The following is a 20972-nucleotide window of genomic DNA, read 5'->3' on the forward strand; positions in this document are numbered from 1 at the left end:
GGCCCAGTGATGTTGGATGTCGAAGGGTATGAGCTGGATGCGGAAGAGCGAGAAATTCTGGCGCATCCGCTGGTGGGAGGGTTGATCCTCTTTACCCGAAATTATCACGATCCGGCGCAGCTGCGCGAGCTGGTGCGCCAGATCCGCGACGCATCCCGGAACCACCTGGTGGTGGCGGTCGATCAGGAAGGGGGGCGGGTTCAGCGTTTCCGCGAAGGGTTTACCCGTTTACCGGCGGCCCAGTCTTTCGCCGCGCTGCTGGGGATGGAAGAGGGGGGCAAACTGGCCGCCGAAGCCGGCTGGCTGATGGCCAGCGAAATGATCGCCATGGATATCGATATTAGTTTTGCGCCAGTGCTGGACGTCGGCCATATCAGCGCCGCAATCGGCGAACGTTCTTATCATGAAGATCCACAGAAAGCGCTGACGATGGCGCGTCACTTCATTGACGGGATGCACGCCGCGGGCATGAAAACCACCGGCAAACACTTCCCGGGTCACGGGGCGGTGACTGCCGATTCGCACAAAGAGACGCCGTTCGATCCGCGGGCGGCATCGGTTATCCGCGACCATGATATGGCGGTGTTCAAAAGCCTTATCGCCGAGCAGCGTCTGGATGCCATTATGCCGGCGCATGTGATTTACCCGGAGCTCGATCCGCGTCCGGCCAGCGGCTCGGCGTACTGGCTGAAAACGGTGCTGCGCGGCGAACTGGGCTTTGACGGGGTGATTTTCTCCGACGATCTGTCGATGGAAGGGGCGGCGATCATGGGCAGCTATGCCGAACGCGGTCAGGCATCGCTCGACGCCGGTTGCGATATGATCCTCGTCTGCAATAATCGTAAAGGCGCGGTCAGTGTGCTGGATAACCTGTCGCCGATCAAAGCAGAGCGTGTTACGAAATTGTATCATAAAGGTTCCTTTTCCCGTCAGGAGTTAAGGGATTCAGCCCGTTGGAAAACGGTGAGTGCCCAGCTGGAGCAGCTTCATGCGCGCTGGCAAGAGGCGAAGTCCGCGTAACGCTCTACGGGGCGTTGTTGTCTGGTGAGGATGCGATGATTATCTATTTACACGGTTTTGACTCGAACAGCCCCGGTAACCATGAGAAGGTGATGCAGCTGCAGTTTATCGACCCGGACGTGCGGTTGATTAGCTACAGCACGCGGCATCCCAAGCACGATATGCAGCATTTGCTGAAAGAGGTCGATAAAATGCTGCAGCTCACTGCCGATGACCGGCCGCTGATCTGCGGCGTCGGCCTTGGCGGCTACTGGGCGGAGCGGATTGGTTTTCTGTGCGATATCCGCCAGGCGGTGTTCAATCCAAACCTGTTTCCGCATGAGAACATGGAAGGCAAAATCGACCGACCGGAAGAGTATGCTGACATCGCCACCAAGTGCGTGACCAACTTCCGCGAGAAGAACCGCGATCGCTGCCTGGTGGTGCTTTCCCGCCAGGACGAGGCGTTGGACAGCCAGCGTTCCGCCGATCTCCTGCACCACTATTATGAAATTATCTGGGATGAAGAGCAGACCCATAAGTTTAAAAATATCTCGCCGCATCTGCAGCGGCTGAAAGCGTTTAAAACCCTCGGCTAACTGCTTTTCCCTTGTTCCCAAACCCGCGTCGGGTTCACCACGCGGGTTTTTTCATGTCTACACTTATTGGTTTCGCTGAAAAAATACGCGACAAAACTTGATGCACATCAATTTTGGTATGACCAATGCACCGTTCATGGTATTCTCGACAGTGCTGAATGGTTTCATTAACGTAACTTGTTGTTAAATAAAGGCTATTTCAATAACTTTTATTTAACAATTGGTTAATAATTTTAGGGGTACACATGACTACGCCATTGAAAAAAATCGTAATTGTGGGTGGCGGCGCTGGCGGACTGGAACTGGCAACTCAGCTGGGGAGAAAGTTAGGGCGCCATAAGAAAGCGAAAATCACCCTGGTGGACCGTAACCACAGCCATCTGTGGAAGCCGCTGCTGCACGAAGTGGCCACCGGTTCTCTGGATGAAGGCGTTGATGCGCTGAGCTATCTGGCCCATGCCCGCAACCACGGTTTCCAGTTCCAGCTGGGCTCGGTGGTTGATATCAACCGCGAAGGGAAAACCATCACCCTCGGCGAGCTGCGCAATGAAAAAGGCGAGCTGCTGGTGGCTGAGCGTAAACTGCCGTACGACACGCTGGTCATGGCGTTGGGCAGTACCTCGAATGACTTTAATACCCCTGGCGTAAAAGAGAACTGCATTTTCCTCGACAACCCGCACCAGGCGCGTCGCTTCCATCAGGAAATGCTCAACCTGTTCCTTAAATACTCTGCTAACCTCGGCGCTAACGGTAAAGTAAATATCGCCATCGTCGGCGGTGGCGCCACCGGCGTGGAGCTCTCCGCTGAGTTGCACAATGCGGTGAAACAGCTGCACAGCTACGGCTACAAAGGGCTGACCAACGAAGCGCTGAACGTCACGCTGGTCGAGGCGGGTGAGCGCATTCTGCCTGCGCTGCCGCCGCGCATTTCCGGGGCAGCGCATAATGAGCTGACTAAGCTGGGCGTACGGGTTCTGACGCAGACCATGGTCACCAGCGCGGATGCGGGCGGCCTGCACACTAAAGATGGCGAATATATTGAGGCGGATCTAATGGTCTGGGCGGCGGGGATCAAAGCGCCAGATTTCATGAAAGAGATCGGCGGCCTCGAAACCAACCGTATCAATCAGCTGGTGGTCGAGCCGACGCTGCAGACTACCCGCGATGCGGATATTTTCGCCATCGGCGACTGCGCCTCCTGCGCCCGTCCGGAAGGCGGCTTTGTGCCTCCGCGGGCCCAGGCGGCGCACCAGATGGCTACCTGCGCGCTGAACAACATCCTGGCGCAGATGAAAGGCAAACCGCTGAAGGCATACACCTATAAAGACCATGGCTCGCTGGTGTCGCTGTCAAATTACTCCACCGTCGGCAGCCTGATGGGTAACCTGATGCGCGGTTCGATGATGGTGGAAGGGCGCATTGCGCGCTTCGTGTACATCTCCCTGTACCGTATGCACCAGATTGCTCTGCATGGTTACTTCAAGACCGGCCTGATGATGCTGGTCGGGCGCATCAACCGCATCATTCGCCCGCGCCTGAAGCTGCACTAATCGCTGTCGCGACCCGGAGGCGCGCTCTGAGGGCGCCTCCGGGCTCTTCTGCTGGAACCGCAGAGATCCCCCTCGGAATCCTCTGAATCCCTTTGATTTGCAGCGAATTCTCGCACTTTTCATCCGCTATCTGATTTGCGCCCTCCCGGCTCCGGTTGCAAAATTGTATCAACAGCAACAAAGGAGGAACTCCCGTGAATAAATCTATGTTGGCGGGTATAGGGATAGGCGTGGCTGCCGCGCTGGGCGTTGCAGCTGTCGCTGGTCTCAACGTGTTGGATCGCGGCCCGCAGTATGCGCAAGTGGTCTCCAGTACACCGATTAAAGAAACCGTGAAAACGCCGCGTCAGGAATGCCGCAATGTCACGGTGACTCATCGTCGTCCGGTACAGGATGAAAACCGCATCGCCGGTTCGGTGCTGGGCGCGGTGGCGGGCGGGGTGATTGGCCACCAGTTTGGCGGCGGTCACGGACGCAGCGTGGCGACGGTTGTAGGTGCGCTGGGCGGCGGCTATGCAGGCAACCAGATCCAGGGCGCGATGCAGGACAACGATACTTACACCACCACCCAGCAGCGCTGCAAAACGGTGTATGACAAATCCGATAAAATGCTCGGCTACGATGTGACCTATAAGATAGGCGATCAGCAGGGGAAAATCCGCATGGATCACGATCCCGGCAGCCAGATCCCGCTGGACAACAACGGCCAGCTGGTCCTGAACAACAAAATCTAAAAACAGATTTGTGTAGTGATTAGCCCCTCAATCGCTCAGGCTGAGGGGCTTTTTTTATCAGAAGGTTAAGGCGTAGTTCAGACCAAAGGTGCGGCCACGACCTTTGTACTCATACAGCGATGAACTGCCGTAGGTTGGGCTGTAGAGCAGCGGCGCGCGCTGGCCCCAGATAGTGACATAGTCTTCGTTAAGCAGGTTTTCGATACTGAAGGTCAGTTTCCCCACCGGCAGCGCGTAACTACCGATAAAATCGACGGTGTTATAGCCTTCCAGCTTGTTGCCGGCGGCATCGCTGAGGTCAAATACCTGCTGACTCTGCACGCGCAGGCTCCACGGATCCGGCGCCCAGCCCACCCAGGCGGTGGCTTTAGACGGCGAGGCGAGGGTGACGTCCCATTTTTGCCAGCGGCCGTCGGTCTGCACCTGGGATTTCAGCACGTTAAAGTTACCGCCGACGCTCCAGTCGCTATCCGGAATAAAGTAGTCGACCGCCCCCTCAACGCCGTAAATACGCCGTTTGTCGGACTGAACGTCGATGGTCATGTCGGTGCGGTTGACGACAATGGTCTTATCCGAGGTCGAGTAGTACGCCGCCAGCTGGGTGCGCAGGTTATCGCCAGTGTAGCGCCAGCCCAGCTCGTACGAGTTAACTTTGATCCCCTGCAGCGGCGAGTCATCGACGTTGACGCTGGAGATCAGCGGCAGATGACCATTCACCGCAGCGCCATATTTACCGATGCCATAGTATTTACCAGGGTCCGGTAGCTCGACACCCTGCGAGAAGTTAAACCAGGTTTGTTGACGCTCGGTCAGGTGGGCCACGATCCCGGCGTTAAACAGGAAATTGTCATAATCGGTTTTGCCGCCTTTGATGGCGTCGGCGGAGCGCGCTTTGCCGTTGGCGATATCCTGCTGCTGGGCGTAGCCGACAAAGTCGTCGACCCGGTTTTCGGTCCACTGGTAGCGTACCCCGCCGCTGACGGTAAAGATATCGTTCAGATCGTAGCTGGACTGCAGGAATGGCGCGACATTGGAAATACTGTATCCCGGGTAGCGGCCGGTTGTGTAGATCGATTCGTTGTGCAACCCGCCGGAGGCCATCGATTGTGGCAGATCGAAGAACATTTGGTTGGCATTAAAGGTCTCATGATCGGCGTCGAGACCCCAGGTGAGATCCCACCCCGCCAGCGGTTGGCTGTTGAGGGTCAGCTTGGCCCCATACTGATCGGTATCCTGCTGCGACGAGGAGAAGCTACTGACCTGACCTTTCGTGAGCGTCGGGAACGGATAGAAGGTGAGGGACTCATCGCGATAGTACACCTGGCTCACCAGATTCTGGCCGAAAAAGTCGGCATCGGAGTACTGGAGGCTGATCAGATGGCGTTCGGTGCCGGGGATACGGTCGGAATTGAGCCCGTCGGTGGTATACGCTTTGCCGCCGCTGGTGACCGCGGACATGTTCTTCCCGAGCCACAGACCGTAGTCATCATCGCCCTGGCTTTTATAATACTGGGTGACCAGCTGCAGCTGGCGGTTATCATCGATCTCAATCGTCCCCGTCCCCATCACGTCGAGGCGGTCAGAGTGCTGGAGCCCCGTTTGGGTATTATCGAGGATCAGCGCATCGTTATTGCCGTCGTACCAGCCGCCGAAACGCTGATAGGCTACCGACAAGCGGCCGGATGCGTGGTCTGTTCCGCCGCTGACGGCCGCCGCGACGCGCTCATCATGATCGTTGCTGTTCGCAAAACCGCTCTTGCTGCCCACCTCGAGATCGACCTGACGATCCTGCTGCCCCTTTTTGGTAACGATGTTGATAAGCCCGCCGGTACTGCCCCCGCCGTACAGCGAGGTCGCTCCGGAGATCACTTCGATATGTTCGATGTTGAATGGATCGATGGCGTCGAGCTGGCGGCTGTCGGTGCGTGAGGAGTTGAGCCGGACGCCGTCAATCAGCACGACGATCGCGCGCCCGCGCATGTTCATCCCATAGTTGGTCCGCCCCTGGCTGCTGACGTCGATGCCGGGGATCAGCTGCGCCAGCACGTCTTTGAACTCTTTCCCGCCCTGGACCTGCTGCTCAATCTCCTGGCCCTCAATGACCCAGGTGGTTTGGGCCATTTCGGCCACGGTGCGATGGGTGCGGTTTGCGCTAACGATGATGCTGTCTTCATCAGACTGAGCCGCCAGCGCAGGCAGCGTGCTGGCCAGCAGCAGAGGGTGGAGCACCCAGAGGCGCTTTTTCATATCCATTCCTTTTATGAGCAAGTTGCTTTGTCGTTGTTATGGGCCGGCGTCGGCCGGTATTCGTTACAATGCGAAACATCTGGAAAAACTCAAAAAAGGATTTTGCACATAATGAATATCGCAATCAATATCATTTGCGTTTATCTTGCGCGAGAAAAGATAATAAAAATCAATCTATTTTGTGGGGATAAAGCCAACAGGAGAGCGGATCCGGCGGCAGAATACCGCCGGAAGCAGGGCGCATCAGGACCCGAGGACCTGCGGCCAGAGACGGAGAGTGGTATCGGTGATTTGCATCAGCTTGTCGAAATCCGCGCCTTCCCGGGCGCTAATCGACATCCCCTGCAGAACGCAGTTAAGAAATTGCGCCAGCTGCGCGACATCGCGGCCCGCGGGCAGTTCGCCCTGCGCCTGCCGCTGCTGCAGAAACTGGGTTAGCGCCTGCTCCTGCATCGCATGGCGGGATTTGATGGTATTGGCGATATCCGTCGAGGAGGCGGCCAACGCGGCGGAGGTATTGATGATAAAGCAGCCGGCCGGCGTCTCTTTGCTGGTAAAGCAGGTGGCGACCGCCGTGAAGTAGTCACGCAACGCGCGATCGACGGATTTTCCCTCGGCAAACAGCACGGCTTCGTGCTTCGCGGCAAAGCGCGAAATGTAACGATCCAACACTGCGCGGAATAGGCCTTCTTTATTCACAAATTCCGCATACAGGGTGGGGGCTTTTGCTCCTGTCGCCTCGACCAGATCGGCGAGCGAGGTCGCCTCATAGCCGTGCTGCCAGAAGAGTGTCATGGCTTTGTCCAGCGCCGCATCCCTGTCGAACACCTTCGGTCGGCCACGGCTTTTTTTGGCGCAACTTTGAACGTCAGTTGTCATGGTGCCGTTGTACCTATGTTGGTTTGGTGAAAGGCCATTATAAAAATAAACGATCGCCGGGGCCAGCGCTGTCGGTTTAAAAATAAATAATTCATATATGTATGAAATTTAAGCATTTTATAAATAGTTAAACGATCGTTATAAAAATGCATTGACGTGTGACATAGATCACATTATTATTTACCTATCGATCGTTAAGTTAATGCTTGCGACCCTACTATAAAATTCATCTGCACAGGTATAATAATCATGAAAACCGTTAATACTCTGGCTATTGCCGCCGTTTTAAGTTCCCTTTCTTTCGCCAGCTTTGCCGCTGTAGAGGTGCAGTCCACCCCTGCAGGACAGCATAAAGTAGGCACCATCTCTGCTTCTGCCGGGACTAACCTGGGCTCGCTGGAAGACCAGCTGGCGCAGAAAGCGGATGAGATGGGCGCCACTTCATATCGTATTACTTCGGTAACCGGTCCGAATACCCTTCACGGTACCGCCGTTATCTACAAGTAAGCCCGATGCGTCGCTGCCCGGCCCCCTTCACCGGACGGCGATGAGTAAGACCCTGTTGTACCCCTGTTTGACCCTTGCCAACAAAAAACCCGCCATCAGGCGGGTTTTTTGTTTTATGCAGCGTAAGACTACAGCGACTGCGGTCCAGGCTCAGCATGACGGGTGACGTCAATCGGCATGCCCGAGCGATAATTCATCGCGCGCTCCATCACCGTCCCGTCGGTCTGCGGCGCCTGTTTGAACGCAGTCATGGCCGCATTAAGCGTAATGGGCAGGGTCTGCGGGTCGTCATCGATATGCTCAGACAGCGGCTGATGGACCTCAACCAGACGGCGGCCATCCGGCTCAACCGACGCCTTGATCGGCGTGTTGATAATGTTCACCTTCGTGCCCGGCGAGATAGTGTTGTACAGCGCCTTGATATCGTTATCGCGCAGACGAATGCAGCCGGAACTGACGCGCATACCGATGCCGAAATCGGCATTGGTGCCGTGCAGGAGATAGACTCCGCCATAGGCGGCGAGGCGGATGGCGTGATGGCCCATCGGATTGTCAGGACCAGCAGGCACTACCGCCGGCAGCTCAATCCCCATAGCCTTGTAGCGCGCGCGAATGTTGGCGGTAGGTGTCCAGGTCGGATTGGCCCGTTTGTCGGACACGGTTGTGACCATCGTCGGTGTGATGGTGGTTCCGCCCAGCTGACCGATGCCGATTGGGTAGACGGTCACTTCATTCTTGCCCGGCGGGTAATAATAGAGGCGCAGTTCGGCGAGGTTAATCACCAGCCCTTCGCGCGGCGCATCGGGCAGCAGCGTCTGCAGGGGGATGGTCAGCACGCTGCCGGCGCGCGGAACATAGGGGTCAACCCCGGGATTGGCCTGCAGCAGGGCCAGGAAGCCGACATTGTACTTCTTGGCAATCGCTTCCAGCGAACCGCCGTCATCCTGTACCACATGGAACTGATTCTGACCCACCAGCCGGCTGCCCGGCGGGGGAAGGGGCCAGGTGTTAGCGCGCGCGGGGAGGGCCAGCGCGGCGACTAACGCGACTAGCGTCAGCCAAAGCGTCACGGGGAAACGGTTTCTCATTACCATAACTCCAAAATATGTAAGTGGTTATTTTTATACGAAAAGCAGATGAGATTATGGCGTGAGTCTGTGTGGGGAAATCCAGGCGGATTGCAAAATGTTTGTAAAGATTGCGAGGTATGTGGGAAGGGAGATACGGCAGCGGGGCCGTATCTCCTGCCAGTCAGGCGACGGCGTTCTCTTCTAGCTGACGCATAAACTGGCGAACCCAGTCCATCCGCGTCTTACGCTCCTCCAGGTCCTGCATGAACTTCAGGCGCGTGGGACCGTCCAGGCGGAAGTGCTGGGGCTGCTTTTGCAGCAGGCCGATCAGCCACACCGGATTGACGTTGTTTTTCTCGTTAAATTCGATCACGCCGCCTTTTTCGTTGCTTTCCAGCTTGCGGATCCCTAACTTTTGCGCCTGCTGACGCAGACGGGCGATATCCAGCAGGTTGCGGGCGGCATCGGGCAGGCGGCCAAAACGATCGATCAGCTCGACTTTGATCTCCTCCAGATCCTGTTCGTTTTTGGCGCTGGCAATGCGCTTATAGAATGACAGGCGCGTATTGACGTCAGGGATGAAATCATCAGGCAGCAGGGAAGGCATGCGCAGTTCAACCTCCGTCTGCTGACTGGTGAGATCTTCCAGCGAGGGTTCACGCCCGGCTTTCAGCGCATCGACTGCGTTCTCCAGCAGCTCCATATACAGGGAGAAACCGATGGTTTCCATCTGACCGCTCTGATCTTCCCCAAGCAGTTCCCCGGCCCCGCGAATCTCCAGATCGTGGGTTGCCAGCGCAAAGCCGGCGCCGAGATCCTCCAGCGACGCAATGGCCTCGAGGCGCTTTTGCGCATCGGTGGTCATCGCTTTCGGATGCGGCGTCAGCAGCCAGGCATAGGCCTGGTGATGCGAACGGCCAACGCGGCCGCGCAGCTGGTGCAGCTGGGCGAGGCCAAAATGGTCGGCGCGTTCGATGATGATGGTGTTGGCGGTGGGAATGTCGATCCCGGTTTCGATGATGGTGGTGCACACCAGCACATTGAAGCGTTGATGATGGAAGTCATTCATCACCCGCTCCAGTTCGCGCTCCCTCATCTGACCGTGACCGATGGCGATCCGCGCCTCCGGCACCAGCTCCGCCAGCTTGTCGGCGGCTTTCTGGATGTTCTCAACGTCATTAAACAGATAGTAGACCTGGCCGCCGCGCAGCGTTTCGCGCAGGATCGCCTCGCGCACCACCAGGGCGTCATATTCGCGAACGAAGGTCTTCACCGCCAGGCGGCGCGCCGGCGGCGTGGCGATGATCGACAGATCGCGCATCCCGCTCATCGCCATGTTCAGCGTCCGCGGGATCGGCGTGGCGGTGAGGGTCAGGATATCGACATCAGCGCGCATCGCTTTGATGCGCTCTTTATGCCGCACGCCAAACCGGTGCTCTTCGTCGACGATCAGCAGCCCGAGATCGCGCAGCTTCACCTCGCTCTGCAGCAGCTTGTGGGTGCCGATCAAGATATCGATTTTGCCTTCCGCGGCCTGCTCGAGGATCTGCGCCTGCTCTTTAGCGCTGCGGAAGCGGGAGAGCATTTCGATGCGTACCGGCCAGTTGGCGAAACGATCGCGGAAATTGTCATAGTGCTGCTGAGCCAGCAGGGTGGTCGGCACCAGCACCGCCACCTGCTTGTGGTTCTCCACGGCGAGGAAGGCGGCGCGCATGGCCACTTCGGTCTTGCCGAAGCCCACATCGCCGCATACCAGGCGGTCCATGGCCAGCGGCTGGCACATATCGCTGAGGACGGCGTTGATCGCCTGCGCCTGATCCGGCGTGGTTTCAAATGGGAAACCGTCGCAGAACAGCTGATACTGTTCGCGGTCGTGTTTAAAGGCAAAACCCGCCTTCGCCGCGCGCTGGGCGTAGATATCCAGCAGCTCGGCCGCCACGTCGCGTACTTTCTCAGCCGCTTTTTGTCGCGCCCGGGTCCAGGCATCGCCGCCCAGCTTGTGCAGGGGGGCGTTTTCTTCCGCCCCGCCGGCGTAGCGGCTGATAAGATGCAGGGACGATACCGGAACGTATAGCTTGGCATCGTTGGCGTAGGTCAGCATCAGATATTCGCCGGTGATGCCGCCGGCTTCCAGGGTAGTCATGCCCGCGTAGCGGCCCACGCCGTGTTCCAGGTGAACGACCGGCTGGCCGATATGCAGTTCGGCGAGGTTGCGAATCAGAGTGTCAGGGTTAATGGTGCGTCGCGAATCCTGACGACGGCGCGCCACCCGCTCGCCGAGCAGGTCGCTCTCGCAAATCAGCGCCAGGCCGCGCTGGCTGTCGATAAACCCGTGCTCAGCAGCGCCAATCATCAGATAGCGGCCGTTGCCGGTGGCTTCCTCCAGACGCAGCACATGTTTTGGCGCAACTTTAATCCGCGCCAGCATTTCGCTCAGCGCTTCACGGCGGCCTTCGCTTTCCACCGAGAAGATCACCGGACCGGTAAAGGACTCGAGGAAGCGGCGCAGATTATCCAGCGGCGCTTTGTTCTGCGCCTGGACGGCGAGGTCCGGCAGCGTCTGGTAGCCCAGATTAGTATTTGCCGCTTTGTCCGCCAGACGTTCGGTTTTCAGCTGCACGCGCGGCCATTTTTTCAGTTCGCTGAATAGCTCATCGCTGCGCAGCCACAGCAGCTCAGGCGGCAGGAGCGGGCGCATCGGGTCGACGCCGCGGTTTTCAAAGCGGGCGCGGGCTTCATTCTGGAATCGCTCCGCGCTGGCCTCGAGATCGCCGGTGTTGACGATCAGCGTGCTGGCCGGGAAATAGCTGAATAACGGCGGCAGCGGCTCGCTGAAGAACAGCGGTTGCCAGTATTCGATACCGGCAGGTAGCGTCCCTTTACTGACCTGCTGATAGATGTGCTCGGCATCGCGCTTCACCTCAAAGCGGTCGCGCCACTGGCTGCGGAACAGCTCAATAGCGGTCTGGTCGGTGGGGAACTCGTGCGCCGGCAGCAGGTTAATGGCCGCCACTTCCTCCAGCGTGCGCTGGCTGTCAACGTCGAACAGGCGCAGGCTGTCGATTTCATCGTCAAAGAAATCAAGGCGGTAGGGCTGATCGCTACCCATCGGGAACAGGTCGAGCAGCGCGCCGCGGGTAGCATATTCGCCGTGCTCCATCACCTGATCGACATGGCGGTAGCCGGCCCCCTCCAGCTGATCGCGCAGCGCATCGCGCGACAGGCGCTGGCCCTTTTTCATCACCAGCGCGTGGCCGTGAAGGAAGCTGTGCGGACAGACGCGCTGCATCAGGGTGCTGACCGGGACGATCAGTACGCCGCGCTGCATGGTGGGTAACTGGTAAAGGGTGGCAAGACGGGAGGAGATGATGTCCTGATGCGGCGAGAAGCTGTCGTAAGGGAGCGTTTCCCAGTCCGCCAGCCCCATCACCATGCTGTCGGTAAACTGCCTGATCTCGTCGTTCAGACGCAGCGCGTTTTGCATGTCAGGCGCCACCAGCACCACCGGGCCGTTGTGGCGTTCGGCCATCTCCGCCACCAGGGTGGCGCAGGCTGCGCCGGTCAACTCGCCAAGCTGGCGCTGATCGCCGGCTTTGACCGGCAATGAGTATCGATATTGTTCAGGCATAGACGGTTTCATGATCTCTTAGGGATTCGCTCTGCCGATATGGAGGGCAACTCGCTGATATTCAATAGTGAGATTATCCGCGATTGGTCTGGATTCGCCAACCCGAATTGCCATCGCGTATTGGGTGAAGAAAGGTCAGCGCTGTCGATAAGCGTAAAGATAAATAAGTAAGTACTTATCTATCCGTTTGTATTTACTTGGTTTTTAGGTTTATTGCTAATAAAGTCGTCATGTATCAGTCGTTTACGCTGCCCCTAATCGCTTATATACTCGGGCATCGGCTATCAGCAACCAGATGGATGACATGTACCAACCTGCCGCACTCTTTATCGGCCTACGCTATATGCGCGGGCGCGCAGCCGACCGCTTCGGTCGTTTCGTCTCCTGGCTCTCAACTATCGGTATTACGCTTGGCGTAATGGCGCTGGTGACAGTCCTGTCGGTGATGAACGGCTTTGAACGCGAGCTGCAAAACAACATCCTGGGGCTGATGCCACAGGCCATTCTTAGCGCCAAACAGGGTTCGGTGAACCCTCAGCAACTGCCGGAGCGCGAAGCGAAACTTAATGGAGTAACCCGCGTAGCGCCGATCACCACCGGCGACGTGGTGCTGCAGAGTGCGCGCAGCGTGGCGGTCGGGGTTATGCTGGGCATTGATCCGGCGCAGAACGATCCCCTGACTCCATACCTGGTGAACGTCAAACAGAGCGATCTGCAGGCGGGCAAATATAACGTTATTCTCGGCGAGCAGCTGGCGGGCCAGCTGGGGGTTAATCGCGGCGATAAAATTCGCGTGATGGTTCCTTCCGCAAGTCAGTTTACGCCGATGGGCCGCGTGCCGAGCCAGCGTCTGTTCACGGTCATCGGCACCTTCGCCGCCAACAGCGAAGTCGATGGCTATCAGATGCTGACCAACATCGACGACGCCTCCCGTCTGATGCGCTATCCGCTGGGGAATATCACCGGCTGGCGCCTGTGGCTGGATAAACCGCTGCAGGTCGACACCCTGAGTCAGCAGACGCTGCCGCCGGGAACTCAGTGGCAGGACTGGCGCGAGCGCAAGGGCGAACTGTTCCAGGCGGTGCGCATGGAGAAAAATATGATGGGCCTGCTGCTGAGCCTGATCGTCGCCGTCGCGGCCTTCAACATTATTACCTCGCTGGGGATGATGGTGATGGAGAAGCAGGGCGAAGTGGCGATCCTCCAGACCCAGGGGCTGACGCCGCGGCAGATTATGGCCGTCTTTATGGTGCAGGGGGCCAGCGCCGGGATCGTCGGCGCGCTGCTGGGAGCGGTGCTTGGCGCCCTGTTGGCCAGCCAGCTGAATAATTTAATGCCGATCATCGGCGCCTTCCTTGACGGCGCGGCGCTGCCGGTGGCGATTGAGCCGCTGCAGGTCATTGTTATCGCCCTGGTGGCGATGGTGCTGGCCCTGTTGTCTACGTTGTACCCTTCCTGGCGCGCTGCCGCCACCCAACCCGCTGAGGCTTTACGTTATGAATAAGATCCTGCTGCAATGCGACAACCTGTGCAAACGCTATCAGGAAGGCAATGTGCAAACCGATGTCCTGCACAATGTCAGCTTCAGCATTGGTGAAGGCGAGATGATGGCTATCGTCGGCACCTCCGGCTCTGGCAAAAGTACGCTGCTGCATCTGCTCGGCGGCCTGGATACGCCCACCTCTGGCGACGTGATTTTCTCCGGTCAGCCGATGAGCAAGCTATCCACCGCCGCGCGCGCCGACCTGCGTAACCGCGAGCTGGGCTTTATCTATCAGTTCCACCATCTGCTGCCGGACTTTAGCGCACTGGAAAACGTGGCGATGCCGCTGCTGATTGGCAAAAAGAAGCCGGCGGATATTGAACGCCAGGCGAAAGCGATGCTGCAGGCGGTCGGGCTTGAACACCGCAGCCATCACCGTCCGTCGGAGCTCTCCGGCGGCGAGCGCCAGCGGGTGGCGATTGCCCGCGCGCTGGTGAATAAACCGCGGCTGGTGCTGGCGGACGAGCCAACCGGTAACCTCGACGCTCGCAACGCCGACAGCATCTTCCAGCTGCTGGGCGAACTGAACGTCGCGCAGCGCACCGCGTTTCTGGTGGTGACCCACGACCTGCAGCTGGCGAAGCGCATGAGCCGCCAGCTGGAGATGCGCGATGGCCGTCTGACCGCCGACCTGACCCTGATGGGGGCCGAGTAATGGCGTCTCCGTTATCGTTACTGATTGCATTGCGTTTCAGCCGCGGCCGGCGGCGCGGCGGCATGGTGTCGCTGATCTCGGTGATCTCCACCATCGGCATTGCGCTGGGGGTGGCGGTGCTGATCGTCGGCCTCAGCGCGATGAACGGCTTTGAGCGCGAGCTGAATAACCGCGTGCTGGCGGTGGTACCGCACGGCGAAATCGAACCCGTGAATCAGCCGTGGAATAACTGGCAGGAAGCGCTGGCGAAGGTGCAGAAGGTGAAGGGGATTGTCGCGGCAGCGCCCTATATTAACTTCACCGGCCTGGTGGAGAGCGGCAGCAATATGCGCGCCATCCAGGTGAAAGGCGTCGACCCGCAGCAGGAGAGCCAGCTCAGCGCGCTGCCTACCTTTGTGCAGAATAACGCGTGGGCCGGATTCAAGGCTGGCGAACAGCAAGTGATCCTGGGCAAAGGGGTCGCCGATGCCCTGCACGTGAAGCAGGGGGACTGGGTGTCGATCATGATCCCTAATGCCGACGCCGACCATCAGCTGCTGCAGCCAAAACGCGTCAGGCTGCATGTGACCGGAATTTTACAGCTGAGCGGCCAGCTCGATCATAGTTTTGCCATGATCCCGATGCAGGATGCGCAGCAGTACCTGGAGATGGGTGGCAGCGTGACCGGCATCGCCATCAAGGTCACCGACGTTTTCCATGCTAACAAGCTGGTACGCGACGCCGGCGAGGTGACCAACAGCTACGTCTACATCAAGAGCTGGATCGGCACCTATGGCTATATGTATCGCGACATCCAGATGATCCGCGCCATTATGTACCTGGCGATGGTGCTGGTGATCGGTGTGGCCTGCTTTAACATCGTCTCGACGCTGGTGATGGCGGTCAAAGACAAAAGCGGCGATATTGCGGTGCTGCGCACGCTTGGCGCAAAAGACGGCTTAATTCGCGCGATTTTCGTGTGGTATGGTTTATTAGCCGGATCGGTAGGCAGCCTGTTTGGGGTGGTGATCGGCGTGATCTGCGCGTTGAACCTGACGTCGATCATCAACGGCATCGAATACCTGATTGGGCATAAATTCCTCTCCGGCGACATCTATTTTATTGACTTCCTGCCGTCAGAATTGCACTGGCTGGACGTCTTTTATGTGCTGGTGACAGCACTGTTGCTGAGTTTGCTGGCCAGCTGGTATCCCGCCCGCCGCGCCAGCCGCATCGACCCGGCGAGGGTGCTGAGTGGCCAGTAATTTATCGTCATCGTCGGCCTGGCTGACGACACAAGAGGAATTGCTGAAATGTATTATGGATTTGACATTGGCGGCAGCAAGATAGCGCTGGGCGTATTTAATCAGGAGCGGCGACTGCAGTGGGAAAAACGCGTCGCCACGCCGAAAAGTAGTTATGAGGATTTTCTCCAGGCGGTAGAGGCGCTGGTCCGCGAGGCCGATGAGCGCTTCGACCAGCAGGGTTCGGTCGGGATCGGTATTCCGGGAATGCCGGAAACGGCGGACGGCACGCTGTATGCCGCTAACGTGCCAGCCGCCAGCGGCCGGCCGCTGCGCGCTGACCTCAGCGCGCGGTTGGGGCGCGATGTGCGTCTCGATAATGACGCCAACTGTTTCGCGCTGTCGGAAGCGTGGGACGATGAGTTTACGCAATACCCGCTGGTGATGGGATTGATCCTCGGCACCGGCGTGGGCGGCGGCCTGGTGTTGAACGGTAAATCGATTACCGGACATAGCTATATCACCGGCGAGTTCGGTCATATTCGCCTGCCGGTGGATGCCCTGGAGGTGGTTGGGCGCGATTTTCCGCTGCTGCGCTGCGGCTGCGGCCAGCTGGGCTGTATTGAAAATTATCTCTCCGGTCGCGGTTTCGCCTGGCTGTACGAACATTTTTATCAGCAACCGCTCTCCTCGCCGGAGATTGTGGCGCAGTGGCAGCAGCACGATCCGCGCGCGCAGGCGCACGTTGAGCGCTATCTCGATCTGCTGGCGGTGTGTCTGGGGAATATACTGACCATTGTCGACCCGGATTTGCTGGTGCTCGGCGGTGGATTATCTAACTTTACGGCCATTAGCGAAGGGCTGGCGCAACGATTGCCGCGCCATCTTCTGCCGGTCGCCAGGGTTCCGCGCATTGAGCGCGCGCGCCACGGCGATGCCGGGGGAATGCGCGGTGCGGCCTTCCTTCACCTGACCCATTAATCACAGAGGTAGCTATGCAGTCGCGCCGTTTACATCGATTGAGCCGTTTTCGTCGCAATAAACGTCGGTTGCGTGACCGTCTGCGTCAGCGGATTTTCTTTAGGGAGGACAGGATGAAGCCTGAAGCGATGGCAAAACCGAGAGTGGTGGTGTTAACCGGCGCGGGCATCTCGGCAGAGTCGGGGATCAAAACCTTCCGCGCGGCCGATGGCCTGTGGGAAGAGCATCGGGTGGAAGATGTGGCGACGCCGGAAGGCTTCGCCCGCGATCCGGCGCTGGTGCAGGCGTTCTACAACGCCCGTCGTCGTCAGCTGCAGAGTCCGGAAATCGCGCCGAACGCGGCGCATCTGGCGCTGGCGCGTCTGGAGGATCTGCTGGGCGACCATTTTCTGCTGGTCACCCAGAATATTGATAATCTGCACGAGCGCGCCGGCAACCGCCGGGTGATCCATATGCACGGCGAGCTGCTAAAGGTGCGCTGCTCGTGGAGCGGCCAGGTGCTGGAGTGGACCGGCGACGTCACCGCCGAGGACAAGTGCCACTGCTGCCAGTTCCCGGCGGCGCTGCGTCCGCATGTGGTCTGGTTTGGCGAAATGCCGCTGGGGATGGATGAGATCTACAGCGCGCTGGCCGACGCAGATATTTTTATCGCCATCGGCACCTCCGGCCATGTCTATCCGGCGGCTGGCTTTGTGCACGAGGCGCGACTGCACGGCGCCCATACCGTTGAACTGAACCTGGAGCCCAGCCAGGTGGGCAGCGAGTTTGCCGAGAAGCACTACGGGCTGGCAAGCGAAGTGGTGCCTGCCTTTATCGATAAGCTGCTGCAGGAAAACGCGCTGTAAACTGAAGCCGCCTGCCGGTAGCCAGGGCGCAGCCCACGGCCGCCGGCAGCGCTGCTGACAAGGATGTCACGTCATGACAGGAGTCAGACCATGCATAATCCGCTGGTTATCGAAGCGATCATGTTGATCGCGGCCATTATCGTTGGCGTCTGGAGCCAGCGCGCTTTACCGCTACATGTCGATAGCCGACCGATCCTCTTCCTGCTATGTCTGTTCCTCGGCACTGGCAGCGCGTTGTGCCTGCTGCTGGATATCTTAGCCCTGCTGTTCACCGGTCAGGTCGCGACGGGCGGTGTGCGAATATACGGCCCGTTGCTGCTGCTGGTGGTGCTGTGGAAACCTCTCAACTGGGTTGTCGGCATCATTGAAGATTTTGTGCAGCGGCGAGCCGAAAAAGGGAAGGGCAAAGGCCAGCACGACGGCGGTCAACGCTGATCCGCCGCCTGCGCCGTGGCTTATTTATAGCGCCTTTTGCATATTAATGACCGAACGGGCGTTCGAGGCGCTGGTAGCCAGCACATCGATAACCCCGGTGCGTAATGCCCCCAGGATCGCCGTCGCTTTCGTACTTTCGGAGGCGATAGCGATGACGCAGGGAATGGCCCGCAGCTGTTCGAGACTTAAGCCAATGACCCGGTCATTCATCACCGTATCGACGGGTTTGCCCTGAATATTGAAAAAGCTGTACCCCGCCAGATCGCCCACCACCCCCTGTTCCTGACGCGCGGTGGCAATTTCCTGCGGCGTAAACCAGCCGAGCTGCACCATAAAGCTGTTTTCATTCATATCGCCGAGGCCGATGATCGCCACGTCAGCTTTGCTGGCCTGTTCGAGCGTGGCCTTAATCAGGCGGTTTTGCATAAAGGCCGCGCGCAGCTCCGGGGTTTCCACATAGGCCGGGGCGTAAAGCGTTTCGCTGAAGCCGTTAAATTTGCGCGCCAGATTCCGGCTGATGTGGTCGGCGTCAATCAGCTGATTGTCACGCTTGGTTCCGCCGATGCCGCAGATAAAGCGGCAGTGGCGCTCAGGAAACACGCCAACGTGATTCGCCACCGCGGCCACATTGCGCCCCTGACCAACGGTGACGGTCATATCGTTTTTTAACACCCCGGCAAGGTAGTTACTGACCAGGGCCGCCACCTGCTGGCGCTGTTCATCTTCATCATGGTGATCCAGGGCAATTAGCGCGCGCTTAATGCCAAAGTGCGAAATAAACTGCTGCTCAATCTGGGAGCTGAAGACCGGATGGTATTTGACGCTGATCTCAACAATCCCTTCCTGGCGCGCTTTTTTCAGCAGGCGCCCGACTTTGATACGCGAAATGCCGAATCGTTTGGCGATCTCTTCCTGCGTTTGTTCCTGATCGTAATAAGCCACCGCAATTTCAGTGAGCAGGGCGTAATCTGAGTCTTGTTCAATCATGGCCTGGAATTTCCATCTCTGGTGTCCCTTTTATATTACTGCGCCTGCAAAATAAATTCCTGTGTAACGCGTTGAACAATGTCGCAATAGCCTTGCGCGTCCCAGGCCGCGCGGCCGATAAACAACCCATTGATCTCCTGCTGGCGCAGCAATTCCACCGCGTTTTGCAGCGTTACGCTGCCGCCATAGAGCAGCGGGATACGGGTTCCCGTCTCGTGACCAAACCGCTCGCAAAGCGCCTGACGTAGCGCCTGATGAATGACACCCGCCTCCTGCGGTGAGGCGGGCGTACCATGTTCGCCAATGGCCCACACCGGTTCATACGCAATCAGGGTCCGCAGCGCCTGCTGGTGGCTCAGGCCATACAGGGCGATCTTCATCTGCCGCACCACGCTTTCACGCGACACCTGCCAGCGTTTCTCCTCGGCGCTATCGCCAATACAGATCAGCGGGCGCAGGCCATGACCTAAGGCGCTATGCACTTTTCGATTAATCGCGGCATCGCTTTCATTAAAGGCGGCGCGTCGTTCTGAATGTCCCAGCTCAACAAGCGTGGCGCCGGTTTCTGCCAACATGGCCGCCGAGATTTCCCCGGTCCAGGCGCCCTGATCCGCTTCATGCATATTCTGCGCGCCGGTCAGAAGCGGTAACTGATGCGTTTGCAGAAAATGGCTGACGGGTTGGATCGCGGTGAAGGGGGGAATGACGAAGGGCTGAATAGCAGGGTGACAGCCCTCCGGCATCCGCGCTGCCAGCGTTTCGCACCAGGCCATGGCCTGGGACAGCGGCTTGTTCATTTTCCAGCTGGTTCCTAACCATATCGGGGTCATCATTGCTTCTCCTCTTAATAAAATCAAATGCTTGCCAGAAACGGGGCCATACCCTGTATTGAGGTTGAACTTTTTATCACTGTATGAACATATGTTAGATCACATTTTTCGATGAAAAAAATCTATGAATTTTTTTATGTGATCTTCATCACTCATGGCGGCTCATTCATCAGGTAATGTTTTGAGCATATGATTTGGTATTGAACATATGAACAATCAACTGAAAAAATGAGAGGCGCATGATGTCAGCAGAGAAAAAACCCGTTGTGGCGATTACCATTGGCGATCCGGCAGGGATCGGCCCGGAGATCACCGTGGCCACCATGATGGACAAAAGCGTGTATGACGAGTGCAAACCGTTCCTGATCGGCTCGGTACCGATTATCAGCCGGGCGATGAAAATCATGGGCTGCGATTTTGCTATCCATAAAATTGCCCATCCGCAGGAGGCCCGTTTTAGCTGGGGGACGTTGGATGTTCTGGAAACTGGCGACTACGATTGCGACAGTATCGAATGGGGCAAGGTGCAGAAACTGGCGGGGCAAATGTCGCTGGACTATGTGATGAAGTCGATCGAGCTGGGCAAAGCGGGGCTGATCGACGTGGTCTCTACTGCACCAATTCATAAGGAAGCCATCAAGCTGGCAGGATGTAAGCTCCCGGGCCATACCGAAATCTATCAGGTGGAAACCCAATCTGATTACGGTCTGACCATGTTCCACGTCCACAACCTGCGCGTCTTCTTCGTGAGCCGTCATATGGCGCTAAAAGCAGCCTGTGACTATGCCAACAAAGCGCGAGTGCTGGCCTGCGTTCAGCAGATCCACCATGAATTTACCGCCCTGAACATCAAAAATCCGCGCATTGCCGTGGCCGCCCTGAACCCGCATGGTTCCGACAATGGTCTGTTTGGTCACGAAGAGGCTGACAATCTGATCCCGGCGGTGAAAGCGGCCCAGGAGATGGGGATCAACGCTATCGGGCCGGTTCCGGCCGATTCCGTGTTCCATCTCGGCAAACAGGGGCGCTACGACGCCATTCTCTCGCTGTATCACGATCAGGGGCATATTGCCTGCAAAACCCTCGACTTTGAACGTTCGATCACCATTACCTTCGGCCTGCCGTTTATGCGCAGCTCCGTCGACCATGGGACGGCGTTTGATATCGCCGGTACCGGTAAGGCGGGTACCGTCAGTATGCTGGAGTCGACGCTGGTGGCGGCCCGTTACTGGAAAATGAAGCATCAATAATCGCTGAGGT

At 58.0% G+C, this 20972-nt stretch carries 21 protein-coding genes; 14 read left to right on the top strand and 7 right to left on the bottom strand.

Features of this window, described 5'->3' with window-relative positions; genetic code table 11:
• Window positions 1-9 precede the first annotated feature (9 nt).
• The 4 genes from nagZ to BHE81_RS21500 all read left to right on the top strand — a co-directional run bounded on the left by nagZ (window position 10) and on the right by BHE81_RS21500 (window position 3882).
• Window positions 10-1020, top strand: a complete 1011-nt coding sequence (nagZ, locus tag BHE81_RS21485; RefSeq protein ID WP_004147935.1) for a beta-N-acetylhexosaminidase — start codon at window positions 10-12, stop codon at window positions 1018-1020.
• Between the two features lie 35 nt (window positions 1021-1055).
• Window positions 1056-1598: an alpha/beta hydrolase YcfP gene (gene ycfP, locus BHE81_RS21490; RefSeq protein WP_002900775.1), complete on the top strand. Its 543-nt coding sequence runs from the start codon at window positions 1056-1058 to the stop codon at window positions 1596-1598.
• A 245-nt stretch (window positions 1599-1843) separates the two neighbouring features.
• Window positions 1844-3148 (top strand): NAD(P)/FAD-dependent oxidoreductase, encoded by a 1305-nt coding sequence (locus tag BHE81_RS21495; protein WP_002900778.1) that lies wholly within the window; start codon window positions 1844-1846, stop codon window positions 3146-3148.
• 194 nt (window positions 3149-3342) lie between these two features.
• Complete coding sequence (locus tag BHE81_RS21500; RefSeq protein ID WP_002900781.1) at window positions 3343-3882, top strand: glycine zipper 2TM domain-containing protein; 540 nt, start codon at window positions 3343-3345, stop codon at window positions 3880-3882.
• A 57-nt stretch (window positions 3883-3939) separates the two neighbouring features.
• Here the strand turns inward: BHE81_RS21500 and BHE81_RS21505 are convergent, their stop codons facing one another.
• Window positions 3940-6129, bottom strand: coding sequence for a TonB-dependent siderophore receptor (locus BHE81_RS21505; protein ID WP_004150817.1), 2190 nt, complete (start codon window positions 6127-6129; stop codon window positions 3940-3942).
• 68 nt (window positions 6130-6197) lie between these two features.
• On the opposite strand from BHE81_RS21505, the gene BHE81_RS28335 reads away from it, so the two are divergent.
• Complete coding sequence (locus BHE81_RS28335; protein ID WP_009484243.1) at window positions 6198-6320, top strand: hypothetical protein; 123 nt, start codon at window positions 6198-6200, stop codon at window positions 6318-6320.
• A gap of 52 nt (window positions 6321-6372) precedes the next feature.
• On the opposite strand, the gene BHE81_RS21510 is transcribed toward BHE81_RS28335, so the two are convergent.
• The gene (locus BHE81_RS21510) at window positions 6373-7008 is read right to left on the bottom strand and encodes a TetR/AcrR family transcriptional regulator (RefSeq protein ID WP_004211818.1); all 636 of its coding nucleotides are present in this window, start codon (window positions 7006-7008) and stop codon (window positions 6373-6375) included.
• On the bottom strand, window positions 7005-7160 hold the full coding sequence (locus BHE81_RS28340) for a hypothetical protein (RefSeq protein ID WP_004147941.1): 156 nt from the start codon (window positions 7158-7160) through the stop codon (window positions 7005-7007). The genes BHE81_RS21510 and BHE81_RS28340 overlap by 4 nt, the downstream gene beginning before the upstream one ends.
• Window positions 7161-7257: 97 nt before the next feature.
• Here BHE81_RS28340 and bhsA point away from each other — a divergent pair, with 97 nt between their 5' ends.
• Complete coding sequence (gene bhsA / locus BHE81_RS21515; protein WP_002900788.1) at window positions 7258-7515, top strand: multiple stress resistance protein BhsA; 258 nt, start codon at window positions 7258-7260, stop codon at window positions 7513-7515.
• Between the two features lie 128 nt (window positions 7516-7643).
• On the opposite strand, the gene ldtC is transcribed toward bhsA, so the two are convergent.
• Both ldtC and mfd read right to left on the bottom strand, forming a co-directional pair.
• The gene (ldtC, locus tag BHE81_RS21520) at window positions 7644-8603 is read right to left on the bottom strand and encodes a L,D-transpeptidase LdtC (protein WP_002900790.1); all 960 of its coding nucleotides are present in this window, start codon (window positions 8601-8603) and stop codon (window positions 7644-7646) included.
• Window positions 8604-8766: 163 nt separating this feature from the next.
• Window positions 8767-12213 (bottom strand): transcription-repair coupling factor, encoded by a 3447-nt coding sequence (gene mfd, locus BHE81_RS21525; RefSeq protein ID WP_020802685.1) that lies wholly within the window; start codon window positions 12211-12213, stop codon window positions 8767-8769.
• A 39-nt stretch (window positions 12214-12252) separates the two neighbouring features.
• Here mfd and BHE81_RS28345 point away from each other — a divergent pair, with 39 nt between their 5' ends.
• From BHE81_RS28345 to BHE81_RS21555, 7 genes are all read left to right on the top strand, one after another.
• The gene (locus BHE81_RS28345; RefSeq protein WP_004140630.1) at window positions 12253-12384 is read left to right on the top strand and encodes a hypothetical protein; all 132 of its coding nucleotides are present in this window, start codon (window positions 12253-12255) and stop codon (window positions 12382-12384) included.
• 133 nt (window positions 12385-12517) lie between these two features.
• A complete protein-coding gene (lolC, locus tag BHE81_RS21530) occupies window positions 12518-13717 on the top strand; it encodes a lipoprotein-releasing ABC transporter permease subunit LolC (RefSeq protein ID WP_004176566.1) in 1200 nt (399 codons plus the stop codon).
• On the top strand, window positions 13710-14411 hold the full coding sequence (gene lolD, locus BHE81_RS21535) for a lipoprotein-releasing ABC transporter ATP-binding protein LolD (RefSeq protein ID WP_002900798.1): 702 nt from the start codon (window positions 13710-13712) through the stop codon (window positions 14409-14411). The genes lolC and lolD overlap by 8 nt, the downstream gene beginning before the upstream one ends.
• A complete protein-coding gene (lolE, locus tag BHE81_RS21540) occupies window positions 14411-15655 on the top strand; it encodes a lipoprotein-releasing ABC transporter permease subunit LolE (protein WP_004176565.1) in 1245 nt (414 codons plus the stop codon). Before lolD ends, lolE begins: the two co-directional genes overlap by 1 nt.
• 48 nt (window positions 15656-15703) lie before the next feature.
• On the top strand, window positions 15704-16615 hold the full coding sequence (nagK, locus tag BHE81_RS21545) for an N-acetylglucosamine kinase (RefSeq protein WP_004140619.1): 912 nt from the start codon (window positions 15704-15706) through the stop codon (window positions 16613-16615).
• A gap of 14 nt (window positions 16616-16629) precedes the next feature.
• On the top strand, window positions 16630-17460 hold the full coding sequence (gene cobB / locus BHE81_RS21550; protein WP_004176563.1) for a Sir2 family NAD+-dependent deacetylase: 831 nt from the start codon (window positions 16630-16632) through the stop codon (window positions 17458-17460).
• Window positions 17461-17550: 90 nt separating this feature from the next.
• Entirely contained in the window at window positions 17551-17895 is a 345-nt protein-coding gene (locus BHE81_RS21555; RefSeq protein ID WP_004224112.1) for a hypothetical protein, read from the top strand.
• A 24-nt stretch (window positions 17896-17919) separates the two neighbouring features.
• Here BHE81_RS21555 and BHE81_RS21560 read toward each other — a convergent pair whose 3' ends face one another.
• Window positions 17920-18882 carry a sugar-binding transcriptional regulator gene (locus BHE81_RS21560; RefSeq protein WP_004140612.1) on the bottom strand — a complete coding sequence of 321 codons (963 nt, stop codon included), beginning with the start codon at window positions 18880-18882 and terminating at the stop codon, window positions 17920-17922.
• 35 nt (window positions 18883-18917) lie between these two features.
• Window positions 18918-19712 carry a triose-phosphate isomerase gene (locus BHE81_RS21565; RefSeq protein ID WP_004211823.1) on the bottom strand — a complete coding sequence of 265 codons (795 nt, stop codon included), beginning with the start codon at window positions 19710-19712 and terminating at the stop codon, window positions 18918-18920.
• A gap of 242 nt (window positions 19713-19954) precedes the next feature.
• Between BHE81_RS21565 and pdxA the strand changes: the two genes are divergently transcribed.
• A complete protein-coding gene (pdxA, locus tag BHE81_RS21570; protein ID WP_004179336.1) occupies window positions 19955-20962 on the top strand; it encodes a 4-hydroxythreonine-4-phosphate dehydrogenase PdxA in 1008 nt (335 codons plus the stop codon).
• Window positions 20963-20972 lie beyond the last annotated feature (10 nt).

Source organism: Klebsiella sp. AqSCr (assembly GCF_008452795.1).
GTDB classification, from domain to species: domain Bacteria; phylum Pseudomonadota; class Gammaproteobacteria; order Enterobacterales; family Enterobacteriaceae; genus Klebsiella; species Klebsiella pneumoniae.

Bases quoted from the DNA above. Each gene is read 5' to 3' on its own strand.
- nagZ (WP_004147935.1), top strand. From the start codon at position 10: ATGTTGGATGTCGAAGGGTATGAGCTGGATGCGGAAGAGCGAGAAATT.
- ycfP (WP_002900775.1), top strand. From the start codon at position 1,056: ATGATTATCTATTTACACGGTTTTGACTCGAACAGCCCCGGTAACCAT.
- BHE81_RS21495 (WP_002900778.1), top strand. From the start codon at position 1,844: ATGACTACGCCATTGAAAAAAATCGTAATTGTGGGTGGCGGCGCTGGC.
- BHE81_RS21505 (WP_004150817.1), bottom strand. From the start codon at position 6,129: ATGAAAAAGCGCCTCTGGGTGCTCCACCCTCTGCTGCTGGCCAGCACG.
- BHE81_RS28335 (WP_009484243.1), top strand. From the start codon at position 6,198: ATGCGAAACATCTGGAAAAACTCAAAAAAGGATTTTGCACATAATGAA.
- BHE81_RS21510 (WP_004211818.1), bottom strand. From the start codon at position 7,008: ATGACAACTGACGTTCAAAGTTGCGCCAAAAAAAGCCGTGGCCGACCG.
- BHE81_RS28340 (WP_004147941.1), bottom strand. From the start codon at position 7,160: ATGCATTTTTATAACGATCGTTTAACTATTTATAAAATGCTTAAATTT.
- bhsA (WP_002900788.1), top strand. From the start codon at position 7,258: ATGAAAACCGTTAATACTCTGGCTATTGCCGCCGTTTTAAGTTCCCTT.
- ldtC (WP_002900790.1), bottom strand. From the start codon at position 8,603: ATGAGAAACCGTTTCCCCGTGACGCTTTGGCTGACGCTAGTCGCGTTA.
- mfd (WP_020802685.1), bottom strand. From the start codon at position 12,213: ATGCCTGAACAATATCGATACTCATTGCCGGTCAAAGCCGGCGATCAG.
- BHE81_RS28345 (WP_004140630.1), top strand. From the start codon at position 12,253: ATGGAGGGCAACTCGCTGATATTCAATAGTGAGATTATCCGCGATTGG.
- lolC (WP_004176566.1), top strand. From the start codon at position 12,518: ATGTACCAACCTGCCGCACTCTTTATCGGCCTACGCTATATGCGCGGG.
- lolD (WP_002900798.1), top strand. From the start codon at position 13,710: ATGAATAAGATCCTGCTGCAATGCGACAACCTGTGCAAACGCTATCAG.
- lolE (WP_004176565.1), top strand. From the start codon at position 14,411: ATGGCGTCTCCGTTATCGTTACTGATTGCATTGCGTTTCAGCCGCGGC.
- nagK (WP_004140619.1), top strand. From the start codon at position 15,704: ATGTATTATGGATTTGACATTGGCGGCAGCAAGATAGCGCTGGGCGTA.
- cobB (WP_004176563.1), top strand. From the start codon at position 16,630: ATGCAGTCGCGCCGTTTACATCGATTGAGCCGTTTTCGTCGCAATAAA.
- BHE81_RS21555 (WP_004224112.1), top strand. From the start codon at position 17,551: ATGCATAATCCGCTGGTTATCGAAGCGATCATGTTGATCGCGGCCATT.
- BHE81_RS21560 (WP_004140612.1), bottom strand. From the start codon at position 18,882: ATGATTGAACAAGACTCAGATTACGCCCTGCTCACTGAAATTGCGGTG.
- BHE81_RS21565 (WP_004211823.1), bottom strand. From the start codon at position 19,712: ATGACCCCGATATGGTTAGGAACCAGCTGGAAAATGAACAAGCCGCTG.
- pdxA (WP_004179336.1), top strand. From the start codon at position 19,955: ATGTCAGCAGAGAAAAAACCCGTTGTGGCGATTACCATTGGCGATCCG.